The sequence below is a fragment of the Micromonospora sp. WMMC264 genome (assembly GCF_027497275.1).
Lineage (GTDB): Bacteria > Actinomycetota > Actinomycetes > Mycobacteriales > Micromonosporaceae > Micromonospora > Micromonospora chalcea.
This window is the reverse complement of the sequence record NZ_CP114907.1, coordinates 3,820,648-3,840,037: the sequence shown is the minus strand read 5'-3', so window position 1 is coordinate 3,840,037 and position 19,390 is coordinate 3,820,648. Positions and strand designations below refer to the sequence as shown.

The 19,390-nt window shown below is 74.2% G+C and carries 15 protein-coding genes; 8 read left to right on the top strand and 7 right to left on the bottom strand.

All coding sequences use genetic code 11. The annotated features are described in order from the left end of the window. The first annotated feature begins 279 nt into the window (after positions 1-279). The 6 genes from O7542_RS16465 to O7542_RS16440 are packed head-to-tail and all read left to right on the top strand — an operon-like array spanning position 280 to position 8,770. Positions 280-1,617, top strand: coding sequence for an aminotransferase class V-fold PLP-dependent enzyme (locus O7542_RS16465; RefSeq protein WP_281604836.1), 1,338 nt, complete (start codon positions 280-282; stop codon positions 1,615-1,617). Further along, positions 1,614-3,314 carry an ABC transporter substrate-binding protein gene (locus tag O7542_RS16460; protein WP_281604835.1) on the top strand — a complete coding sequence of 567 codons (1,701 nt, stop codon included), beginning with the start codon at positions 1,614-1,616 and terminating at the stop codon, positions 3,312-3,314. Before O7542_RS16465 ends, O7542_RS16460 begins: the two co-directional genes overlap by 4 nt. Further along, on the top strand, positions 3,311-4,543 hold the full coding sequence (locus O7542_RS16455) for a DUF885 domain-containing protein (protein ID WP_281604834.1): 1,233 nt from the start codon (positions 3,311-3,313) through the stop codon (positions 4,541-4,543). The genes O7542_RS16460 and O7542_RS16455 overlap by 4 nt, the downstream gene beginning before the upstream one ends. Continuing rightward, positions 4,540-6,252 carry an ABC transporter substrate-binding protein gene (locus O7542_RS16450; protein WP_043325235.1) on the top strand — a complete coding sequence of 571 codons (1,713 nt, stop codon included), beginning with the start codon at positions 4,540-4,542 and terminating at the stop codon, positions 6,250-6,252. The genes O7542_RS16455 and O7542_RS16450 overlap by 4 nt, the downstream gene beginning before the upstream one ends. Then, positions 6,249-7,976 (top strand): ABC transporter substrate-binding protein, encoded by a 1,728-nt coding sequence (locus O7542_RS16445; RefSeq protein ID WP_210888484.1) that lies wholly within the window; start codon positions 6,249-6,251, stop codon positions 7,974-7,976. The genes O7542_RS16450 and O7542_RS16445 overlap by 4 nt, the downstream gene beginning before the upstream one ends. 11 nt (positions 7,977-7,987) lie before the next feature. Continuing rightward, entirely contained in the window at positions 7,988-8,770 is a 783-nt protein-coding gene (locus O7542_RS16440; protein ID WP_064447388.1) for a hypothetical protein, read from the top strand. Here O7542_RS16440 and O7542_RS16435 read toward each other — a convergent pair. After that, positions 8,754-10,127, bottom strand: a complete 1,374-nt coding sequence (locus tag O7542_RS16435; protein ID WP_064447389.1) for a metallopeptidase TldD-related protein — start codon at positions 10,125-10,127, stop codon at positions 8,754-8,756. The two genes, O7542_RS16440 and O7542_RS16435, sit on opposite strands and share 17 nt — an antisense overlap. Continuing rightward, positions 10,124-11,629: a TldD/PmbA family protein gene (locus tag O7542_RS16430; protein ID WP_043325233.1), complete on the bottom strand. Its 1,506-nt coding sequence runs from the start codon at positions 11,627-11,629 to the stop codon at positions 10,124-10,126. The genes O7542_RS16435 and O7542_RS16430 overlap by 4 nt, the downstream gene beginning before the upstream one ends. 413 nt (positions 11,630-12,042) lie before the next feature. Between O7542_RS16430 and O7542_RS16425 the strand changes: the two genes are divergently transcribed. Then, the gene (locus O7542_RS16425) at positions 12,043-13,314 is read left to right on the top strand and encodes a cellulose-binding domain-containing protein (protein WP_069090017.1); all 1,272 of its coding nucleotides are present in this window, start codon (positions 12,043-12,045) and stop codon (positions 13,312-13,314) included. Between the two features lie 21 nt (positions 13,315-13,335). Here the strand turns inward: O7542_RS16425 and O7542_RS16420 are convergent, their stop codons facing one another. Further along, positions 13,336-14,175 carry a helix-turn-helix transcriptional regulator gene (locus O7542_RS16420; protein ID WP_281604833.1) on the bottom strand — a complete coding sequence of 280 codons (840 nt, stop codon included), beginning with the start codon at positions 14,173-14,175 and terminating at the stop codon, positions 13,336-13,338. An 86-nt stretch (positions 14,176-14,261) separates the two neighbouring features. On the opposite strand from O7542_RS16420, the gene O7542_RS16415 reads away from it, so the two are divergent. Further along, positions 14,262-15,041, top strand: a complete 780-nt coding sequence (locus O7542_RS16415) for a glucose 1-dehydrogenase (protein WP_281604832.1) — start codon at positions 14,262-14,264, stop codon at positions 15,039-15,041. A gap of 5 nt (positions 15,042-15,046) precedes the next feature. On the opposite strand, the gene O7542_RS16410 is transcribed toward O7542_RS16415, so the two are convergent. The 4 genes from O7542_RS16410 to O7542_RS16395 all read right to left on the bottom strand — a co-directional run bounded on the left by O7542_RS16410 (position 15,047) and on the right by O7542_RS16395 (position 19,370). Continuing rightward, entirely contained in the window at positions 15,047-15,739 is a 693-nt protein-coding gene (locus tag O7542_RS16410; RefSeq protein ID WP_069090016.1) for a DUF4386 domain-containing protein, read from the bottom strand. 159 nt (positions 15,740-15,898) lie between these two features. Then, the gene (locus O7542_RS16405) at positions 15,899-16,987 is read right to left on the bottom strand and encodes a hypothetical protein (protein ID WP_043325226.1); all 1,089 of its coding nucleotides are present in this window, start codon (positions 16,985-16,987) and stop codon (positions 15,899-15,901) included. A gap of 46 nt (positions 16,988-17,033) precedes the next feature. Then, positions 17,034-18,179, bottom strand: a complete 1,146-nt coding sequence (locus tag O7542_RS16400; protein WP_348651580.1) for an SPFH domain-containing protein — start codon at positions 18,177-18,179, stop codon at positions 17,034-17,036. A 114-nt stretch (positions 18,180-18,293) separates the two neighbouring features. Continuing rightward, positions 18,294-19,370, bottom strand: a complete 1,077-nt coding sequence (locus tag O7542_RS16395; RefSeq protein WP_240925981.1) for a glycosyltransferase family 2 protein — start codon at positions 19,368-19,370, stop codon at positions 18,294-18,296. Between the last annotated feature and the right edge of the window lie 20 nt (positions 19,371-19,390).

Below are 19,390 nucleotides of genomic sequence, written 5' to 3'. Positions count from 1 at the left end.
GCCGGCGGTCGCGCTCACCGCCGGCGCCGGCGGACGGCGGCCGGCAGCGGCCGGCGCAGCCGCACGAGCAGCCGGAGGCAGCCGGCTCCGTCCGCTGAGGATCTTCGGTGTCCGGCCAACCGCCGGTGTGGCACGCGATCATCGCTTCTCCCTGCTCTGCGGTGGGACGCGCCGGAGAGCCCGGCGCGGTCGGACGGGGCGGGCAGCGGGTCGACTATTTACTTGAGAATCATATGGTAAATTCGCTGGCGGGTGCCAGCTCCTGACAGGAGGGACGCCATGCGCGTCAGCGTGACCGACGACCCCGCGACCACGACGGCCTCCCGCACCGGCGGGCCGCCCGCACCGGCCGACCCGCTGCGCGCCGCTTCCTTCGCGGAGCTGCGGTCGCTGTTCGCGATGGAGCCCGACGCGGTCCACCTCAACACCGGCACCATCGGCGTGATGCCGTACGAGGTGCTGGATGTCAACGACCGGGTGACCCGGGAGTGGAACGGCGGACTGCGCAACGTCTACCCGCCCGGCATGTACCCCGAGCACCGCGCCGCCATCGGCCGGGCGTTCGGCGTCGACCAGGACGAGATGGTGATCTGCCACAACGCCACCGAGGGGGTGGCCCGCGTCATCAACGGGCTCGACCTGCACGAGGGCGACGAGGTCATCACCACCAGCCACGAGTGCTACTCGGTGCTGTCCAACTTCAACCTGCTGCGCAACCGGCACCGGATCACGCTCACCGTGCTGACCCCGCCGGTCGGGCCGGACGTCACCGCCGAGGAGATCGTCGACATGTTCGCCCGGGCGATCACGCCGCGGACGAAGGTGCTGGCGTTCGCCGCCGTCACGCTGTTCACCGGCACCCGGATGCCGGTGCGCCAGCTCTGCGACCTGGCCCAGCAACACGGCCTGACCACAGTGGTCGACGGCGCGCTGCTGCCCGGCCTGTTCGACACCGACCTGCGCGCGCTCGGACCCGACTTCGTCACCTGCTCCGGCTCGAAGTTCCAGTGCGGGCCGCTCGGCACCGGGCTGCTCTACGTCCGCAACAAGGTCCACCCCGAGCACAACCCGCTGCCGCTGCCGACGTTCTGGCCGGTCATCTCCACCTGGTACCCGATGATGGGCGCCCCGCCACCGCGTACCACCACCCGGGTGGAGAGCTACAACATGGGCGACTACCTGCAGAGCGCCGGCAGTGCCAGCATCGCCCGGGGCGCCGCCCTGGCGAAGGCGTGCGAGCTGTGGGACCGCATCGGCCGGGACCGGATCGAGCGGCGCGCGGTGGCGCTCGGCGCGCACACCCGCGCCCGGATCGTCGAGCGGTTCGGCGTCGAGTCGCTGTACTCACCGCTCACCGACGACCGGCTGACCGCGCCGCTGGTGGCGTTCAACCCGTTCCCCGACCGGGCCGACGGCTGGAACATCACCAAATTCGCCCGCCTCGTCGACGAGCTGGAGAGCCGGCACCGGATCTGGACCCGGTGGACCGAGTTCGACGTCGCCGGCTCACCGCACCAGCACTACGCCGCCCGGATCTGCACCCACCTCTACAACACCGCCGAGGAGGTCGACCTCGCCGTCGACGCCATCGCCGACCTCGTCCGGGAGCTGTCATGACCGTCGCCCCGTACCGGCCGGAGCCGGCCACCGCGCGGCGGCGCGGCGGCGTGCTGCGGGTGGTCGCGCCCACCGACGCCGCACCGCTGGACCCCAGCTGCGCCCCCGCGTCGGCGGCCCCGTTCGTCCGGCTGCACACCCGGCAGCTCGTCACCTGGCAGACCGCCCGGGACGTCCGCGACTGGCAGGCCGTCACGCCGGTGCCCGACCTCGCCCTGGAGGTCCCCTCCACCTGGAACGCCGGGCTCGGCGCCAGCCACCGCAGCTACGTGTTCCACATGCGCCCCGGCGTCCGCTGGGACACCCCCGACCGGCGTCCGGTCACCGCGCACGACGTGGTCCGCGGCTTCAAACGGATGTGCAACCCGGTCCGGCCCTCACCGTCACTCGCGTACTTCGCGAGCACCGTGCGCGGCCTCGCCGACTTCGCCACCGCCTGGGCGGCGGAGGCCACCCACCAGGCCGGGGACGCGGCGACGCTGGCCGCGTACCAGAACGCGCACGAGATCCCCGGCGTCTTCGCGCTCGACGACGAGACGCTCGTCATCGAGCTGGCCCGGCCGGCGCTGGACTTCGTGCACATGCTCGCGCTGCCCGCGGCGTCGGCGGTGCCCGTCGAGCACGACGCGTTCGTCCCCGGCAGCCCCGAGGCCGCCGCCCACCTGCGCTCCAACGGGCCGTACCGGGTGCGGCGGCACCGGCCCGGCGAATGGGTCGAACTGGTCCGCAACCCGGCCTGGGAGCCCGCCGCCGACCCGTACCGGCGGGCCGAGGCCGACCGGGTGGAGCTGCGCCTGAGCGACGGCGCCGGCCGCGCCGACGCGGAGCCCACCGACGCGCCGGCCGAGGTGCCGGTCGTGCCCGCAGTCGGCGGGCTGCCGGCCGCCGAGCCGGTCGACGGCGACGGCGCGCTCGGCTGGGCGCTCGACCCGTACCTCCTGCTCAACCTGCGCGACCCGGTCTGGGCCGACCCCCGGGTACGGCAGGCCGTGGCGCTCGCCGTGGACAAGGCCGCGGTGGCCGACCTGTACCGGCGGCACCGCCCCGGCGTGCCGGTACGGGTCGCGGGCTCGCTGATCCCGCCGGGCAACGCCGGGCACGACACGGCCGATCCGTACCCCACCGGTGATCCGGCGCGGGCCCGTGAACTGCTCGCCTCGGCGGGCCACGCCGACGGCACGCCGCTGGTCCTGATCCACCCGCACTCCGGCCTCGGACCCGAGGTGGCGCACGCCTGCGCGAGCGACCTCACCCGGGCCGGCCTGCCGACCCGGGCGGTCGGGCTCGCCGACGCCGCGTACACCGAGGCGCTGCGCGCCCCCGCCACCGCCGGCGGCTGGCAGCTCGCGGTGGCGGCGCGCGTACCCGACTGGCTGGAGCACAACGGGCGGGTCTTCGCGCAGGCGATGCTTCAGGCGACCCCGGTGCCCGGCGGCGCCAACCACGGCGGCTACGCCGCACCCGAGGTGGACGCGCTGATCGAGCGGGCGCTCGACGCGCCGGAGCCGTGGCGGGCCGACGCCGCCTGGCGGGCCGCCGCGGAACGCGCGGTCGCCGACGTGGCGGTGGTGCCGATCCTGCACCGGGCGCCGGTGGCCGCGCCGAGGCGGCCGGACCGGGTCGACGGGATCGCGCCGCTGCCCCCGCAGGGGTACGCCGTGGACCTGACCGCCGCCCGCCCGGAGGTGGCCGGGTGAACCCCCTGGTCCGCGACTACCTGCTGCTCGGCCTGCGCCTCGGCCGGCTGGTCGACGGGCTCGTCGACTGCTACTACGGTGACCCGGCGCTGCGCGACCAGGTCGCCGCCGAACCGCCGCCCGACCCCCGCGAGCTGTCCCGCCAGGCCGGCCGGACGCTCGCCGCCCTCGACGACAGCGACCTCGAACCGGCCCGCCAGCGGTACCTCACCGCCCAGCTCGCCGCGCTGCGCGCGGTCGCCGACCGGCTCGCCGGCACGCCGATGTCCTTCCGGGACGAGGTGCGCGCCTGTTACGACGTCGACGTGACCCGCACCCCGCCGGAGCGGTACGCGGCGGTGCACGACGAGATCGACGCGCTGCTGCCCGGGCCGGGACCGCTCGTGGACCGGGTGGAGGAGTTCTACCGGCGCAACACCGTTCCGCCGGACCGGCTGCACCGCTGCGTGCAGGCGGTCTCCGACGCGCTGCGCGAGCGGACCCGGGACCGGTTCGGCCTGCCCGGGACCGAGCGCGTCGAGTACACGGTGGTCCGGGACGCGCCGTGGAACGCGTACAACAGCTACCTGGGCGGCTTCCGCTCCGCCGTGGCGCTGAACGCGGCGAGCGGCCGGTCGGTGGCCGCGCTGCCGATCATCGTGGCGCACGAGTCGTACCCCGGCCACCACACCGAGCACTGCCTGAAGGAGGCCGGCCTGGTCCGCGACGGCGGCCAGGACGAGCACACCATCGCCCTGGTCGACACACCCCGATGCCTGGTCACCGAGGGCCTGGCCGAGGCGGCGGTCGACGCGGTGCTCGGCCCCGGCTGGGGCGAGTGGACCGCCGGCATCCTGGCCGGGGAGGGCGTCCACGTCGAGGGCGAGCGGGTCGAGCGGATGCGCGGCCTGATCGTGCGCCTGCTGCCGGCCCGCATCGACGCCGCCCTGCTCCTGCACGACGAGGGCGGCGACCGGGCGGAGGCACTTGCCTACCTGCGGCGGTGGATGCTGCTGCCACCCGACCGGGCCGAGCAGATGGTCACGTTCGCCGCCGACCCGCTGTGGCGCGCGTACTCAGTCACCTACTCCGAGGGCGGCCGGCTGGTCGACGCCTGGCTGGCCGCCCGCGAGCCGGACACCAGCCTCGCCGACCGCTTCGACACGCTGCTGCGGGAGCCGCTGCTGCCGTCGCAGCTGCGCGCCGACGTGGCGGGGACCGCAGAGACGACGAAAGGTGTGTGTCGATGAACGGCGGCCAGCCCCGGTACGGGGGAATCCTGCGGCTCTACGGGCCCGGCAGCATGGACCATCTCGATCCGGCCTGCGCCTACTACATGCTCGGCGGGCAGATCATCCGGCTCTTCGCCCGCCAGCTGTTCACCTACCGGCCGGTCGCCGACCTGCGCGACCCGTCGGCCGTCACGCCCGTGCCCGACGTGGCCGAGGCGGTGCCGACAGTGGACAACGGCGGCATCAGCGCCGACCACACCCGCTACACGATCCGGCTGCGCCCCGGCGTGTACTGGGACACCGACCCGCCCCGCGAGGTGACCGCCGGGGACTTCGTGCGCGGCTTCAAGCGGATGGCCAACCCGGTGCTGCAGGCCGGCGGGATCGGCTACTTCACCAGCACCATCCGGGGGATGGCCGAGTACTGCGACGCGTACGCCGCCGCGATCACCTCGGCCGAGCCGGCCGCCGCCGAGCTGGCCGCGTTCCAGAACAACCACGAGATCGCCGGCGTCCGCGCCGTCGACGACCGGACGATCGTCTTCGACCTGATCCGCCCGGCGGTGGACTTCCTGCACATCCTGGCGCTGCAGTGCGCCTCCGCCGCCCCGGTCGAGTACGACGAGGTGCTGCCCGACAGCGCGGAGTTCCGGCGGCGGGTGCGCTCCAACGGGCCGTACCGGATCACCCACTACGCCCACGGCGAGTCGGTGCGGCTGGACCGCAACCCGGTGTGGCGCAAGGCGTCCGACCCGGTGCGCCAGCAGTACCTGGACGGGGTCGAGGTGACCATGGAGATCGCCAGCCCGCAGCAGGTGGGGGAGGTGATCGACAGTGGCCGCGCCGACCTGTCCTGGGCGTCACCGATCACCGAGCCGTACGACGTGGCGCCCACCGACCCGGGCAACGACCTCGGCTACGCGCTCAACCCGTACCTGGTGTTCAACCTGCTCAGCCCGAACGCCGACCGGGCGATGAGCAAGCTCAAGGTGCGTCAGGCCATCGCGTACGCGATAGACAAGGCGGCGATCGCCGAGATCTACCACGGCCTGGAGGCCGGGACGGTGATGTTGTCCGGGCACACGGCGATCCCGCCCGGCAACGACGGGCACGTCGACTTCAACCTGTACCCGACACCGGGGGACCGGGGCGACCCGGAGCGCTGCCGGGCGCTGCTGGCCGAGGCGGGCTACCCGGACGGGCTCACCCTCACCGCCGTGCACCGGGACGTGGACGCCAACCCGGAGGTGGCCCGCTCCTACGCCGCCGACCTGGAGAAGGGCGGTATCAGCGTCCGTCTGGTCTCGCTCGGCCACGCCGAGTACTACCAGTTCCTGCGCGACCCGGCCAACGCCCGCGCCGGCGCCTGGGACATCTCCGCCCCGTCCTGGACGCCCGACTGGTTCGGCCCGAACGGGCGCACCTACGTCCAGCCGATGTTCCAGACCAACACGTCCCGCGGCACCAGCAACTACGGCGGTTACAGCAATCCGGAGGTCGACCGGCTGATCGAGGAGGCGCTCGGCGCCACCGACCGGGCCCGCGCCACCGAACTGTGGCACCAGGTCGACCTGTGCGTCATGCGGGACGCCGCGATCGTGCCGATCCTCGTGCACGCCCCGACCATCCCGCACCGCAAGGGCCGGCGGGTCCGCAACGCGATCGCCATGCCCACGGTGGACCGCTGGTTCGACCTGTCCAACCTCTGGCTGGAGGAGTCCGCATGACCACGGCAGACGCATCGACGGACCTCGGACTGATCCCCGGCGCGGACGGCCCGCGCCGCGGCGGCACGCTCACCCTGGTCGGCGCGGGCGACGTCGACCACCTCGACCCGGCGCTGGCGTACCACACGGTCACCCGGGGGATCGTCCGCGCGTACACCCGGCAGCTGGTCACCTACCCGTCGACCCGCGACCACCGGCGGGCCGGGGACCTGGTGCCGGACCTGGCGGTGGCGGCGGACGGGCCGTACGACGCCGAGGGCCGCCGCTACCGGTTCACGCTGCGCGACGGGCTCCGCTGGGACCTGCCCAACGGACCCCGGCCGTTGACCGCCGCCGACGTGGTACGCGGCATCAAGCGGCTGGCCCACCCGATGGCGCCCAGCCCCGGCCTGCCCTACTACCTGAGCACCGTCGAAGGGCTTGCCGAGTTCCGCGACGACCTGCTCACCCTGCCCCGCGACCTCAACGTGGTGGCGCCCTACCTGGAGGCCGCCGAGGTGCCCGGGCTGCGGGTGCTCGACGACCGGACGGTGGAGCTGACCACCCGCCGCCCCACCTCCGACTTCCTCAACCTCCTGGCGTTGCCGTTCGCCTCCCCGGCGCCGGAGGAGTACCTCTGGTTCGTGCCCGGCAGCCCCGAGCTGGACCAGCGACTCGGCTCGATCGGGCCGTACCGGATCACCGCCTACGAGCCGGACCGGCTGATCACGCTGGAGCGCAGCCGCACCTGGGACCCGGCCACCGACCCGGTCCGTGCCGCCCACGTGGACCGCATCGAGGTGCGGCAGGGGCTGGACGAGAAGACCTGCCACGACATGGTGATCCTCGGTGACGCCGACATGTTGTGGGACATCCAGCCGCTGACCGAGCGGCTGCCGGAGATGTTCGCCGCCGGGGACCCCCGGCTGGAGGTCTGCCCGGCCGGTCTGTTCAGCCCGTACCTGGTGATCAACGTGCTCAGCCCGAACGAGGGCGGTGCGCTGGGCCGCCGGGAGGTCCGGGAGGCGTTGCAGTACGCGATCGACAAGACCGCCGTGGCCGAGGTCTGGGGCGGGCGTCGCCTCAACGACATCGCCGAGCAGATCCTGCCGCCGCTGTGCCGCGCGCACCGGCCGTTCGCGCCGTACGCGGCGAACGACGGCGCCGGCGACCCGGAGCTGGCCCGCCGGCTGCTCGCCGACGCCGGCTACCCCGACGGGCTCACGTTGAAGCTGGTCTACCGGGACCGGGACATCCACCCGGAGACCGCGCGGGTGGTCCGGTCCGCCGCCGCCCGGGCCGGCATCACCCTCGACCTCGTCCCGGCCGGCATCACCGAGCTGTTCGGCACATACCTGGGCCGGGCCGACGGCGCCCGCGAGGGCCGCTGGGACGTGGCGCTGTCCGGCTGGGAGCCGGACTGGCACGGCAACAACGCCCGCGTCTATCTCCAGGCCCTCTTCGACAGCTCCGGCGTCTCCGGCAACGACGACTGGGGGTCGAACTTCGGCCACTACCACAACGAGATCGTCAACGAGCACATCGACGCGGCGCTGAGCTGCGCCGACGAGAGGGCCGCGAACGAGCACTGGCGGGCCGCCGAGCGGGAGGTGCTGCGCGACTGCGCGGTGGTGCCGATCCTCTTCGCCCACCAGTACTGGCTGCGCGGGCACCGGGTGCGCAACTGGCTGCCGTACCCGGTGCTCAACGGCGACCTGACCAACCTGTGGCTGGGGGAGGACTGACGCCCGGGCCGATGAGCGGCGACGACCACCGTCTCACCGTACGTCTCGGCGAGCTGGCCCAGGCCCACGCCGACCGGGCGGCGGCGCGCGCGGGCGTGCCCGCCGTCCGGCTGGACCGGCTGGCCGCCGAGCCGCTGCGCCTGGACGAGGACTTCTGCCGGGAGGTGGCCGACCGCTACGACGCCGCGCCGATGGTCACCGCCGGCACGGCCCGCGGGTACGCCCGGCTGGCCGCGGAGAACCTGCGGCAGTTCCGGCTGATCGGCGAGGCGGGCATCCGGGTGCTGCCGTGGACCGGGCCGGGGCAGCCGTACCGGGACTCGCGGGACCTGGTCGCGCGGGTCCGCGCCACCGGCCTGCTGCACGTCTTCCTCACCCGCCACGGGCACGGACCGGCCGGCGCGGACGGCGACCATCCGCTGCGCGCCCCCGCCGGAGTCCGGGCCGGCGGGGAGGAACTGCTGCACAACGACATCTTCCGGGCGGTGCACGACGTCTTCGGACACGTCCTGTTCGGCAACACGTTCGGGCCGCGCGGCGAGTTCCGGGCCACCCGCTGCCACCTCGCGATGTACCCGCCCGACCTGCACCCGCTGGTCTTCGCCGAGCTGGTCGGCCAGCTCTGCTGGTTCTTCCACGGGCCGCACCTGCGCCGCCCGGACGGGACGCTGCCCCGGCGCGGCGAGCCCGGGTACGTGCCGCCGCCACGGCGTCCGTACCCGCCGCAGAAACAGCTCGTGTACGACCGGCGCACCCTGGACCGGTTCGCCGCGCTGTTCACGTCGCCGGGCTGACCGCCGACATCAGGAAGTCGGGCACCCGCAGCGGCGGCATCACCATCCGGGTGAAGTAGTCGCCCCACTCCCGGGGCAGCGCCGGCACCGGCCGCCCGGCCTCGGTGGCCCGGGCCAGCAGCGACAGCGGGCTCTCGTTGAACCGGAAGTTGTGCACAGTGCCGACGATCTCGCCGTCCTCGACCAGCCGCACGCCGTCGCGGGTGAGGCCGGTCAGCAGCAGCGACGCCGGGTCGACGTCGCGCAGGTACCACAGCGAGGTGAGCAGCAGGCCGCGCCGGGTGGAGCGCACCATCTCGGGCAGCGTCGGCGCGTCCGGCCCGCCCTCCAGCACCAGGTTGTCCACCATCGGGGTGAGCGGCGCGCCGGTCTGCTCGGCGGTGTGCCGGGTCTGCACGAGCGCGGTCAGCACACCCTCGTCGATCCAGCGGGTCGGCCGCAGCGGCAGCCCGTTGTCGACCACTGCGGTCAGGTCGTCGGTGCCCCGGCTGACCGTGAACGGGGCGCAGGGCAGCAGCGGATGGTCCGGGTCGCTGCGCAGCGTCAGCGGCAACGCGGTGAGGCGCTCGCCGAGCGGCAGCCGGCCGTCCGGGCGGCTGAACGCGGTACGCCCGTCCAGCGCGCCGCGCGCCCCGGCGGCCAGGTAGAGGTGGAGCATCAGGTCGGCCACGCAGTTCGGGGTGAGCAGCACCTCGTACCGTCCCGGCGGCAGCTCGACCCGGCGGCCGGGCCGCGCCAGCGTGGCGGACAGCTCGGCGGCGAGCGCCGGCACGTCCAGTCCGGTCAGGTCGGGCGCCGTCACACCGGCCCACGCCGAGTCGTCGCCGTCGCGCACGCTCAGGTCGAACAGGCCGGTGGACTGCGCGTGCCGCAGGCGGGCGCCGGTCGACGCGGCGAGGTAGGTGGTGACCACCCGGTGCTCGGTGTAGCCGTAGAGCCGCCGCTGCCCGGCCGCCGCGAACGCGTCGGCCAGGCCGGGCAGCACGTCTCCGAACGCGTCGACCGAGGTGCCGCCGGGCGGTTCCGCCCAGGACGGCGTCCGCCACGGCTCGGGCAGCCGCGCCGCGTCGGCGGCGGGCGGCGCGTCGCGGGCGGCCCGCTCGGCCGCGCGGACCAGGCCGGGCAGCGCGTCGCCGAGCGCGCCGCCGTGCCCGACCAGCCCGACGTGTACGCCGGCCGCGCCGTCGCGTACCGCCACCGCTGTCACCCGGCGGGACCGGACGCTGCCGTTCGTGGTCAGCGCGTCGCCCGCCCAGCGCAGGTGCGCGGCGGCCGTCTCGTCCGCGATCAGCAGCAGCTCGTCGGCGTCACGCCGGTGCCGCAGCGCCGCTTCCAGGGCGTCCTGGATCCCGCTCACCCGTCCCGCCCTCCGGTGTCGACGACGTCGATGCCACGGAACACCGCGGACGGGCAGCCGTGGCTGGCCGCTGCCGCCTGCACCGGCTGACCCTTGCCGCACATGTCGGCGCCGGAGAGCAGCCACGTGCCCTCCCCGCCCAGCCCGCACAGCGCGGACCAGAACGCGGTGGTCTCCGCCTGGTACGCGGCGCCGGACACCTGCCCGGCCAGCCGCCCGTTGCGGATGCGGTGCCAGCGCTGGGCGGTGAACTGGAACTGCCGCCGCCGCATGTCGATCGACCAGCTGTCCGAGCCGGCCAGGTAGAAGCCGTCCGTCACGCCCGCGATCAGGGCCGCGGTGTCCGGCCCGTCCACCGCCGGGCGCAGCGACACGTTCGGCATCCGGGCCATCGGCGTGTGCCGGTACGACTCGGCGTACGCGCAGCCGGCGGAGCGCGGCAGGCCGGCCCGCGCGGCCGAGGCGCGGTCGTGCTGGAACCCGACGAGCACACCCGCCTCGATCAGCGGCCAGGACTGCGCGGCCACCCCCTCGTCGTCGAACCCGACCGTGGCCAGCCCGTGCGGGGCCGACCGGTCGGCGTCCACGCTCATCAGCGCCGAGCCGTACCGGAGCCGCCCGGCGGCGTCGGGCGTGGCGAAGGTGCCGCCCGCGTACGACATCTCGTGGCCCAGGGCCCGGTCGTACTCGGTGGCGTGCCCGACCGACTCGTGGATGGTGAGCCAGAGCTGCGACGGGTCGATCACCAGGTCGTACCGGCCCGGCCGCACCGCCGGCGCCTGCGTCTTCTCGGCCAGCAGCGCCGGCAGTTCGGCCAGCTCGCCGGCCCAGTCCCAGCCCTCGCCGTGCAGGTACTCCCAGCCGCGGGCCACCGGCGGGCCGACGGTGCGCAGCGTCTGGACGCCGCCGTCGCGCGGGCGCCGGCCCACCGCCAGCACCTGCGGGTGCACCCGGACGCGCTGCTGGGTGACGCGGGTGCCGTCCAGGTCGGCGTAGTACGTGTTCTCCTGGGCGGCGGTGGCGCGGGCCAGCACGTGCGCCACCGACTCGTGTGCCTGCAGCCCGGCGCACCAGTGGCTCAGCAGCTCCACCCGTTCGCTCTCCGGCACCTCGAACGGGTTGATCCGGTACGGCGAGCGCCAGGTCGCCTCCGGGTACGCGGGCTCGGGCGCGAGCGCGACGGGCGCGCCGCCGACGTCGGCGCAGGCCCGGGCCAGCGCCAGCGCGTCGTCGCAGGCGCGTACCGCCGCCTCCGGCGTCAGCTCGGGCGTGGCGGCGAAGCCCCACGCGCCCCGGTGCAGCACCCGTACCGCCAGGCCGGTCTCGGTCTCCTCCTCGCTCGCCCGCAGCGCCCCGTCGTGCACGACGGTGCGCCCGGAGCGGACCCGCTGCACCCGCAGCGCGGCGTATCGCGCGCCCCGCTGCCGGGCCCGGGACAGGGCGGCGTCGGCGAGGCGGGCCAGCGGAAGAGCGAGGAAGGAGTCGTCGATCTCGTCGGGCACACGCGCCTCCGGTCGCCGGGGTGCCGCCGTCCGCGCCGGTGGCGCGGCGGCCCGGGGGTTGCGGTGAGGAGACTAGTGCCGCGTGCCGCCCCGGCACAGGGCCCGCGTGGCGGCCGGGCGGCCGACCAGCGCCGTCGCCGCGCAACAGAGCAATCGGGAAGAAGACCGCTGCCGCGCCGGGGCGCGCTTGAATTGATCGGCGTCGCTCAATAGATTGAGGGCGGGCGCCGCCGAGGTCCGCACGACCGGGCCGCCGGCGGCTGACAGGTTTGTCCCGAGCCGGGCACGTCGGTCGTACGCACCGACTTCTCACAGTGGCGCATCGACGCGCCGCCACCCGAGCGCGTCGCCGCGCCGCCGTCCGTCCGGACGCGCGTCGTCGCGTCGCGCCGCCCGACGCAGAAGGACTTCCCATGACGATTCTCCGTACCCGTTCCGGCCCGGCCCTGGCGGCGGTGACCGCGCTGGCCGCCGTTGTGGCGGCCACCGCGACGGCCCTGCTCGCCGGCCCGGCCACGGCGGCGCAGGGCTGCCGGGTCGACTACACACCCAACCAGTGGCCCGGCGGGTTCACCGCGAGCGTCAAGGTCTCGCCCGGCGACACCGCCGTCTCCGGGTGGACGGTCACCTGGACGTACGCCGGCGACGAGCGCGTCACGAACGGCTGGAACGCCACCGTCAGCCAGTCCGGCGCGACGGTCACCGCCCGCAACATGTCGTACAACGGCAGCATCCCGGCGGGCGGCTCCACCGAGTTCGGCGTGCAGGGCACGTTCAGCGCCGCCGGCGGCGCGCCGGGCGGGTTCACGCTCAACGGCGTGCCGTGCAACGGCGCCGCGCCGTCGCCGACAGTCGTGCCCACCACGGCGGTGCCGACCACCGCCCCGCCGACGACCGCCCCACCCACCACCGCCCCGCCGACCACCGCGCCCCCGACCACCGCGCCGCCCACGACGGCGCCGCCCACCAGCGCGCCGCCGACCACCCCGCCGCCGAGCGGATGCGCCGGGGCGGTGCTCTGCGACGGCTTCGAGAACCAGACCGGCTCGACGCCGTCCGGCGACTGGAGCGTGGTGAGCCCGGACTGCTCCGGCGCCGGCACGGCCACGGTGGACACCACCACCACGCACAGCGGCAGCCGCGCGATCCGGATCAACGGCGCCGCCGGCTACTGCAACCACGTGTTCGTGCGGACCACGAAGAACCTCAGCGCCCTGGGCAGCGTCAGGTACGCCCGGATCTGGGTGCGGCACACCACCGCCCAGCCCACCGACCACACCACGATGATCACCATGTCCGACGCCGCCGACGGCAACCGGGACCTGCGGCTGGGCGGCCAGAACGGCGCCCTGCAGTGGAACCGCGCCTCCGACGACGCCACGCTGCCCGAGCAGAGCCCGGCCGGGGTGGCGCAGAGCGTGCCGCTGCCCACCAACCGCTGGGCCTGCCTGGAGTTCATGGTGGACGGCTCGGCCGGTCAGCTCCGCACCTGGCTGGACGGCGTCGCAGTCACCGGGCTGACCGCCGACGGCGTACCGACGCACGACATCGACGGCCAGTGGTACAACCGCACCTGGCGACCGCAGCTCACCGACCTGAAGCTGGGCTGGGAGAGCTACGGCGGCGGGGCCGACACCCTCTGGTACGACGACGTGGCGATGGGCGCCACCCGCATCGGCTGCTGACGGTCCGCCGGGGCGGCCGGGTCAGCGCTCGGCGGTCATGCGCTGGGTGCCGATCACGGAGAGCAGCCGCAGCGCCTCCTCCGAGGGCGAGCCGGGCGTGGCGGTGTAGATGACCACCTGCTGGTCGCGGTCGGTGATGTCGAGGACGTCGCAGTTCACAGTCACCGGCCCGACCAGCGGGTGCCGGAACGTCTTGCACAGCGTCCGCGCGCCGCCGACGTCGTGGGAGGCCCACAGGCGGGCGAACTCCGCGCTGCCGGCGAGCAGGTCCGCTATCAGCGCGGCCATCTCCGGGTCGTCCGGATAGCGGGCCGCGGCGGCGCGCAGCCGCCCGACCGAGTGGCGGGCGAACTCGCTCGCGTCCGACACGCCGTACATCAGGTGCGGGCCGAGGAACGCCCGACGGACCAGGTTGCGATCCCGCCGGGACACCGCGGAGAAGTCCTCCATGAGCGCCGCCGCGAGGTCGTTCCAGGCGATCACCTCGAACGTCGCCGAGGTCACGAACGCCGCCGCCTGCGGCAGCCGGTGCAGCAGGTCCAGCACGCTCTGCCGTACCTCCCGGGGTGGCCCGGGCGGCGGCGCGGGCGGCTCCCCGGCCAGGTGGTGGAGGTGTTCGCGTTCGGCGTCGGACAGCCGCAGCGCGCGGGCCAGCCCGGCCAGCACCTCCCGCGACGGACGCGGAGCCCGGCCCTGCTCCAGCCGGGTGTAGTACTCGGTCGAGATGAACGCCAGCCGCGCCGCCTCCTCGCGGCGCAGCCCCGGGGTGCGGCGACGCCGCCCGGCGGGCAGGCCCACGTCGGCCGGGGCGATCCGCTCCCGCCTGCTGCGCAGGAACACTGCCAGCTCACGTCGGTCCACGACCCCAGTGTGCCCGTGCACGGCGGCTCGTAGCCAGGTACCGCCGGTGCCTGGATGGGCTCCGCGCCCGGCCGCAGGCTTGCCGCATGGACACCACACGAACCACTGAGGGCCTGCTCGCAGACAAGGTCGCGTTCATCACCGGCGCCGGGCGGGGCATCGGCGCCGCGGCGGCCCGGCTGTTCGCCGCCGAGGGCGCCCGGGTGCTGCTCGCCGCCCGGACCGAGGAACAGTTGAAGGCGGTCACCGAACAGGTCCGGGCCGCCGGCGGCACCGCCGAGTACGTCGTCTGCGACCTGGCCGACGCGGCGAGCGTGCGCGCCGCCGTGGACCGAGTCGTCGAGGTGTACGGCCGCCTCGACGTCGCCTTCAACAACGGCGCGACGATCGTGCCGCCCGGACCGATGGACCAGGTGCGCGAAGAGGACTTCGACCACCTCTACACCGTCAACCTCAAGGGACCGTGGCTCGCCATGGTCGCCGAGGTCGCCGCGATCCGGGCCACCGCCGGCACCGGCGCGATCGTGAACAACTCCAGCGTCGGCAGCCTGATGGGCAACCCCGCGCTGCCCGCGTACGGCGCGATGAAGCGCGCGGTGAACAGCCTCACCGAATCCGCGGCGATCACCTACGGCCCGGAGGGCATCCGGGTCAACGCGCTCGCCCCGGGCAGCACGCTCACCGAGATGATGCGCGCCTGGGACGCGGAGTCACCCGGGATCATCGAGCGGCTCGCCGCCGCCAGCCCGTTGCGCCGGGCCGCCGAACCCGACGAGATCGCCCAGGCCGCCGCGTGGCTGCTCAGCGACCGCGCCTCCTTCGTCACCGGTACGGTGCTGCGGGTCGACGGCGGCGCGCGGGCCTGACCGGCTCAGACGGTGGCGTCCTGGACCGGTCGGGGCGCGACCGTGCCGTCCGTGACCGGCTTGAAGCCCTTGACGACCAGGTAGACGCCGAGCGAGAACTCCCACACCGCGATGGGCAGCGCGGCGACCGCCGCCACCGGGGACAGCCGGTCCCAGGCGCCGAACAGCGTGCCCAGATCGGAGGCGACGAGCAGCGGCGCCCCGGCGAGCCCGAGCACCGGCAGGATGCGCGGCACCAGGCGGGACTGGTAGAGCAGGGAGCCCAGCAGCAGGGCGTTCACGGCCGGGAGGAGCGCCTGGCTGAGCAGGAACACCGAGTCGTAGAAGGCGACGAGTGTCCGGCCGGTGACCAGCGCGTCCGGTTCGGCGCCGGCCCGCCGCAGGGCGACCAGGGTCAGGATGCTCGCGACGCCGATGAAGATGCCGGCGGCCTCCAGCACGCGGGCGGCGACGAAGCCCAGCGCCCGCGCCTCACCCTGCCGCTTGAGCACCGGGTGCAGCGCGATCGCGGTGCCGATGCAGGCGAGGGCGACGATCACCTCCAGGACGCCGCCGACGACGACCGGGGTGTCCGGCGTGCCGCCGAGTATGTAGTCCGCCTCGCGTATCGGGGCGTACAGCGTGAGGGTCGGGATCGAGACGAAGGTGAGCAGGTAGAACCCGCCCGCGACCAGCGACGTCTTGCGCAGTGAGTCCATCGGGGCTGCCCTCCGCCGCTCGGCCGGTGGTCGTTCCCTCACTCTGCGGCGGATGGGCGCGGCGGCGAATCGGCCGCTCGGTCAAACTCCTCGCGCGATGCGCACGGGCCACCGGTAACGGATACCGGTGGCCCGTGGGCGTACGACAGCGCGGCGACGCTAACGGTTCATCATGAGCGCCACCACTACGGCGACGAGCACCAGCGCGGCGAACACCGCCGCCGCGATCTTCGCGGCGCTGTACGGTCGCTCACCGATCACCTCGCCGGTGCGCGCGTTCACCAGCACCTGGTACGAGCGGCCGGCGTGCAGGTACGCGGCGATCCACACCGGCAGCAGGATCAGCTTGTACGACACGTCGGAGTACGTGGTGTCCACTGCGGACACCCGTTGCTCGTCACCGCCGATGTCCGACCGGCAGTCCCCCTCGATGACCGGCGCCATCCGCGCCTTCGCCTCGGTCAGGCCCGCCTCGGGCTCGGTGTCGTACCGCAGCGCCTGGTATCCGGCCAGGTAGTCGCCGTGGTACGCGGCCGCCTCGGTCAGCGGCCACGGCGCCAGCTTGTCCAGCTGCTCGGTGGGCAGGTGGGTGGTGGCGGGCACCAGCACGTCGTCGAAGTCCCGGCTGACGGTGCCGGCGGCCGGATGCCACCGGGTGTGCCGCACCTGCCGGGTCCGCGTCTCCTGCTTGCCGTCGACGGTCACCGTGTACGTCTCGGTGACGTAGTAGTACTCGCCCCGCTGACCCCGGTAGTCCGACACGGTCCGCGCGTCGAACGTCCAGTGCGGCAGGTACGTGCCCTTCAGCGTCTCCGCCTCGCTGACCTTCTTCAGGCTCCCCGGCGCGAACCAGCGGCTGCGGCACCACTGGCCCAGCGCCGTCCGTACGCCGTTGCGGTCCACCGCGAACGGCAGCACCGCCTCCGGCGCGATCAGCTCGCCCGCCGCGGCGTCGGCCACCAGCGGCGTGGCGCAGAACTGGCAGCGCTGCGCCAGCACGTCGCTCTCCGTCCGGGCCCCGCAGCCCGGGCAGACGAACGTGTGCGCCCCGACGCTCGCCACCGGCTTGCGGGGCAGCGACGCGAGATCCGCGTACGCGTGCTCGCGCACCTCGCGGCCCGCGCCGGCGATCTCCTGCCGGTGCCCGCAGTACGGGCAACTGAGCGTCGTCGTGCCCGGCGCGAACTCCACCCTGGCCCCGCAACCCCCGCACCGGTACGAGGGCGGGGAGACAGTCGTGTCGCTCATGCCGGCACCTGCCCGGTGCGGGGACGACTCACCCGCTGACGTGCGTTCATTGCGGCGGCAGCGGCGGCGGGACGCTGGCCAGCACCGACGCCAGCTCCGGCACCTGTCCGGCGGGCTGCCACTGCGCCATCCCGGCACGCCAGACCAGCGTGTCCGGGCCGAGCGCGCCGGCGCCCGCCTGCTCGGCCAGCCCGCCGAGGTCGTACGGGCCCTGCCGCTGGCCACCGACGCCGACGTACCACTGGGCCTGGCCCGGCAGCGGCGGCGGCTCGGCGGCGCCCGGCTGCGCGGCCGACGGCTGCGCGGGGGCCGGCGCCGGCTGCGTGGCCCCGCCGCCGCCGCCCATCGTCCGGGCCATCTGCTGGCCCATCGCCATGCCCAGGCCCAGGCCGATGCCCGCGCCCGCCTCGCCGCCCGGGTTGTTCGCCGCGGCCTCCATCGCGTTCGCGGCCTGGAAGCGGGTGTAGCGGTCCAGGTCGCCGACCGCGCCCATGCTGGTCCGCTTGTCCAGCGCCTGCTCGACCTCCGGCGGCACCGACACGTTCTCGATGACGAACTTGGGGATCGCGATACCGACCTCGGCCAGTTCCTCGGTCAGCACGGCGGCCAGCCGCCGGCCGATCGCGTCCTGGTGCGCGGCGAGGTCCAGCAGCGGCACGCCGGCCGTGGCGAGCGCGCCGCCGAGACGGCCCACGATCAGCTGCCGCAGGTACTCCTGCACCTCCTCGGTGCGGAACTGCGGGTCGGTGCCGACCAGCTCACGCAGCAGCTGCGCCGGGTCGACCACCCGCGCCGCGAAGGCGCCGAACGCCCGCACCCGGACCACGCCGAACTCGGCGTCGCGCAGGATCACCGGGTTCTGGGTGCCCCACTTCATGTCCGTGAACTGCCGGGTGTTGACGAAGTACACCTCGGCCTTGAACGGCGAGTTGAAGCCGTACTTCCAGCCCTTCAGGGTGGACAGGATCGGCAGGTTGCGGGTCTCCAGCGTGTACGTTCCCGGCGGGAAGACGTCGGCGATCTTCCCCTCGTTGACGAACACCGCCGTCTGGGACTCCCGGACGACCAGCTTGGCGCCCATCTTGATCTCGTTCTGATACCGGGGGAACCGCCAGACGATCGTGTCCCGGCTGTCGTCCAGCCACTCGACGATGTCGATGAGCTCGCCCCGGAGCTTGTCCATCAGCCCCATCGCAACCCTTTCCTCGGCGCCGTTCTCCGGCGTCGCGGGCGACGATAGCAACCCCCCGCCACCTGCGAAAAGAGAACAATGGTGCGCTGATCGGCACCTACCGATCGCCGTCGTTCAGCCGGTTTCGCCGCTCATCGATTCCCCGCCCCCGTGACGCCGGGAGGCATCTCGGGACGGATCCTCCCAAGCCGGCGCCGCACGTGGACCCCGGTCGGTGGACCACGCGGCGCGCTGGTTCGGCAGCCGGGGCGGGCCGCCGGTCTCCGGGACCGGCCGTTCGGTCTCCTGCACCAGATAGTGCGGCCGGCGTTTGGTCTCGTAGTAGATCCGGCCGATGTACTCGCCGATCACGCCCAGGATCATCATCTGAATCCCGCCGAGGCCGATCACGCTGACGATGATGGTGGTGTAACCGGGCACGTCGATGCCCTTCTCCACGGCGTCGGCGACCACCCACGCCATGTAGCCCACCGCGATGAGCGTGAGGAAGAGCCCGCCGTAGATCGCCAGGCGCAGCGGCCGGTTGTTGAACGACAGCAGACCGTCGAACGCGTAGTTGAACAGCTTGCCGAACGTCCACCGGCTCCGCCCCGCCTGCCTGCTCTCGTTGCGGTGCGCCACCACCACGGTGCGGAAGCCGATCCACGAGAACAGGCCCTTGGAGAAGCGGTTGTACTCGGGCATCGCCAGGATCGCGTTCACCGCGAGCCGGGACAGCAGGCGGAAGTCACCCGCGCCGTCCAGCAGGCGGACGTCTATCCACCAGTTGACCAGGCGGTAGAACGAGCGTGAGGCGACCATCCGGATGAACCGGTCGCCGCGCCGGTCGCGGCGGGCGATCACCTGGTCGAAGCCCTGGCGGTAGAGCGCGACCATCTCGGGCAGCAGGCGCGGCGGATGCTGCAGGTCGGCGTCCATGATGACGACCGCGTCGCCGGTGGCCCGGTGCAGCCCGGCGAGCATGGCCGCCTCCTTGCCGAAGTTGCGGCTCAGCGACGTGTAGCAGACCGTCGGGTCGGCGGCGGCGAGCCGGCGCAGCGCCGCGAGCGTGCCGTCCTCGCTGCCGTCGTCGACGTACACCACCTCGACGTCCACGTCGGGCAGCTCGGCGAGCGCGGTGCTGAGCATCTCGTGCAGCCGCTCCACCGACTCTTCCTCGTTGAAGCAGGGCACCACCACCGACAGCCGCATCGGCGTCGTCCCGCCCGGCC

What these genes read in the sequence shown, in the direction of transcription:
- O7542_RS16465 (WP_281604836.1), top strand. Translation starts at nt 280, where the DNA reads ATGCGCGTCAGCGTGACCGACGACCCCGCGACCACGACGGCCTCCCGC.
- O7542_RS16460 (WP_281604835.1), top strand. Translation starts at nt 1,614, where the DNA reads ATGACCGTCGCCCCGTACCGGCCGGAGCCGGCCACCGCGCGGCGGCGC.
- O7542_RS16450 (WP_043325235.1), top strand. Translation starts at nt 4,540, where the DNA reads ATGAACGGCGGCCAGCCCCGGTACGGGGGAATCCTGCGGCTCTACGGG.
- O7542_RS16445 (WP_210888484.1), top strand. Translation starts at nt 6,249, where the DNA reads ATGACCACGGCAGACGCATCGACGGACCTCGGACTGATCCCCGGCGCG.
- O7542_RS16440 (WP_064447388.1), top strand. Translation starts at nt 7,988, where the DNA reads ATGAGCGGCGACGACCACCGTCTCACCGTACGTCTCGGCGAGCTGGCC.
- O7542_RS16425 (WP_069090017.1), top strand. Translation starts at nt 12,043, where the DNA reads ATGACGATTCTCCGTACCCGTTCCGGCCCGGCCCTGGCGGCGGTGACC.
- O7542_RS16415 (WP_281604832.1), top strand. Translation starts at nt 14,262, where the DNA reads ATGGACACCACACGAACCACTGAGGGCCTGCTCGCAGACAAGGTCGCG.
- O7542_RS16410 (WP_069090016.1), bottom strand. Translation starts at nt 15,739, where the DNA reads ATGGACTCACTGCGCAAGACGTCGCTGGTCGCGGGCGGGTTCTACCTG.
- O7542_RS16405 (WP_043325226.1), bottom strand. Translation starts at nt 16,987, where the DNA reads ATGAGCGACACGACTGTCTCCCCGCCCTCGTACCGGTGCGGGGGTTGC.
- O7542_RS16400 (WP_348651580.1), bottom strand. Translation starts at nt 18,179, where the DNA reads ATGGGGCTGATGGACAAGCTCCGGGGCGAGCTCATCGACATCGTCGAG.
- O7542_RS16395 (WP_240925981.1), bottom strand. Translation starts at nt 19,370, where the DNA reads ATGCGGCTGTCGGTGGTGGTGCCCTGCTTCAACGAGGAAGAGTCGGTG.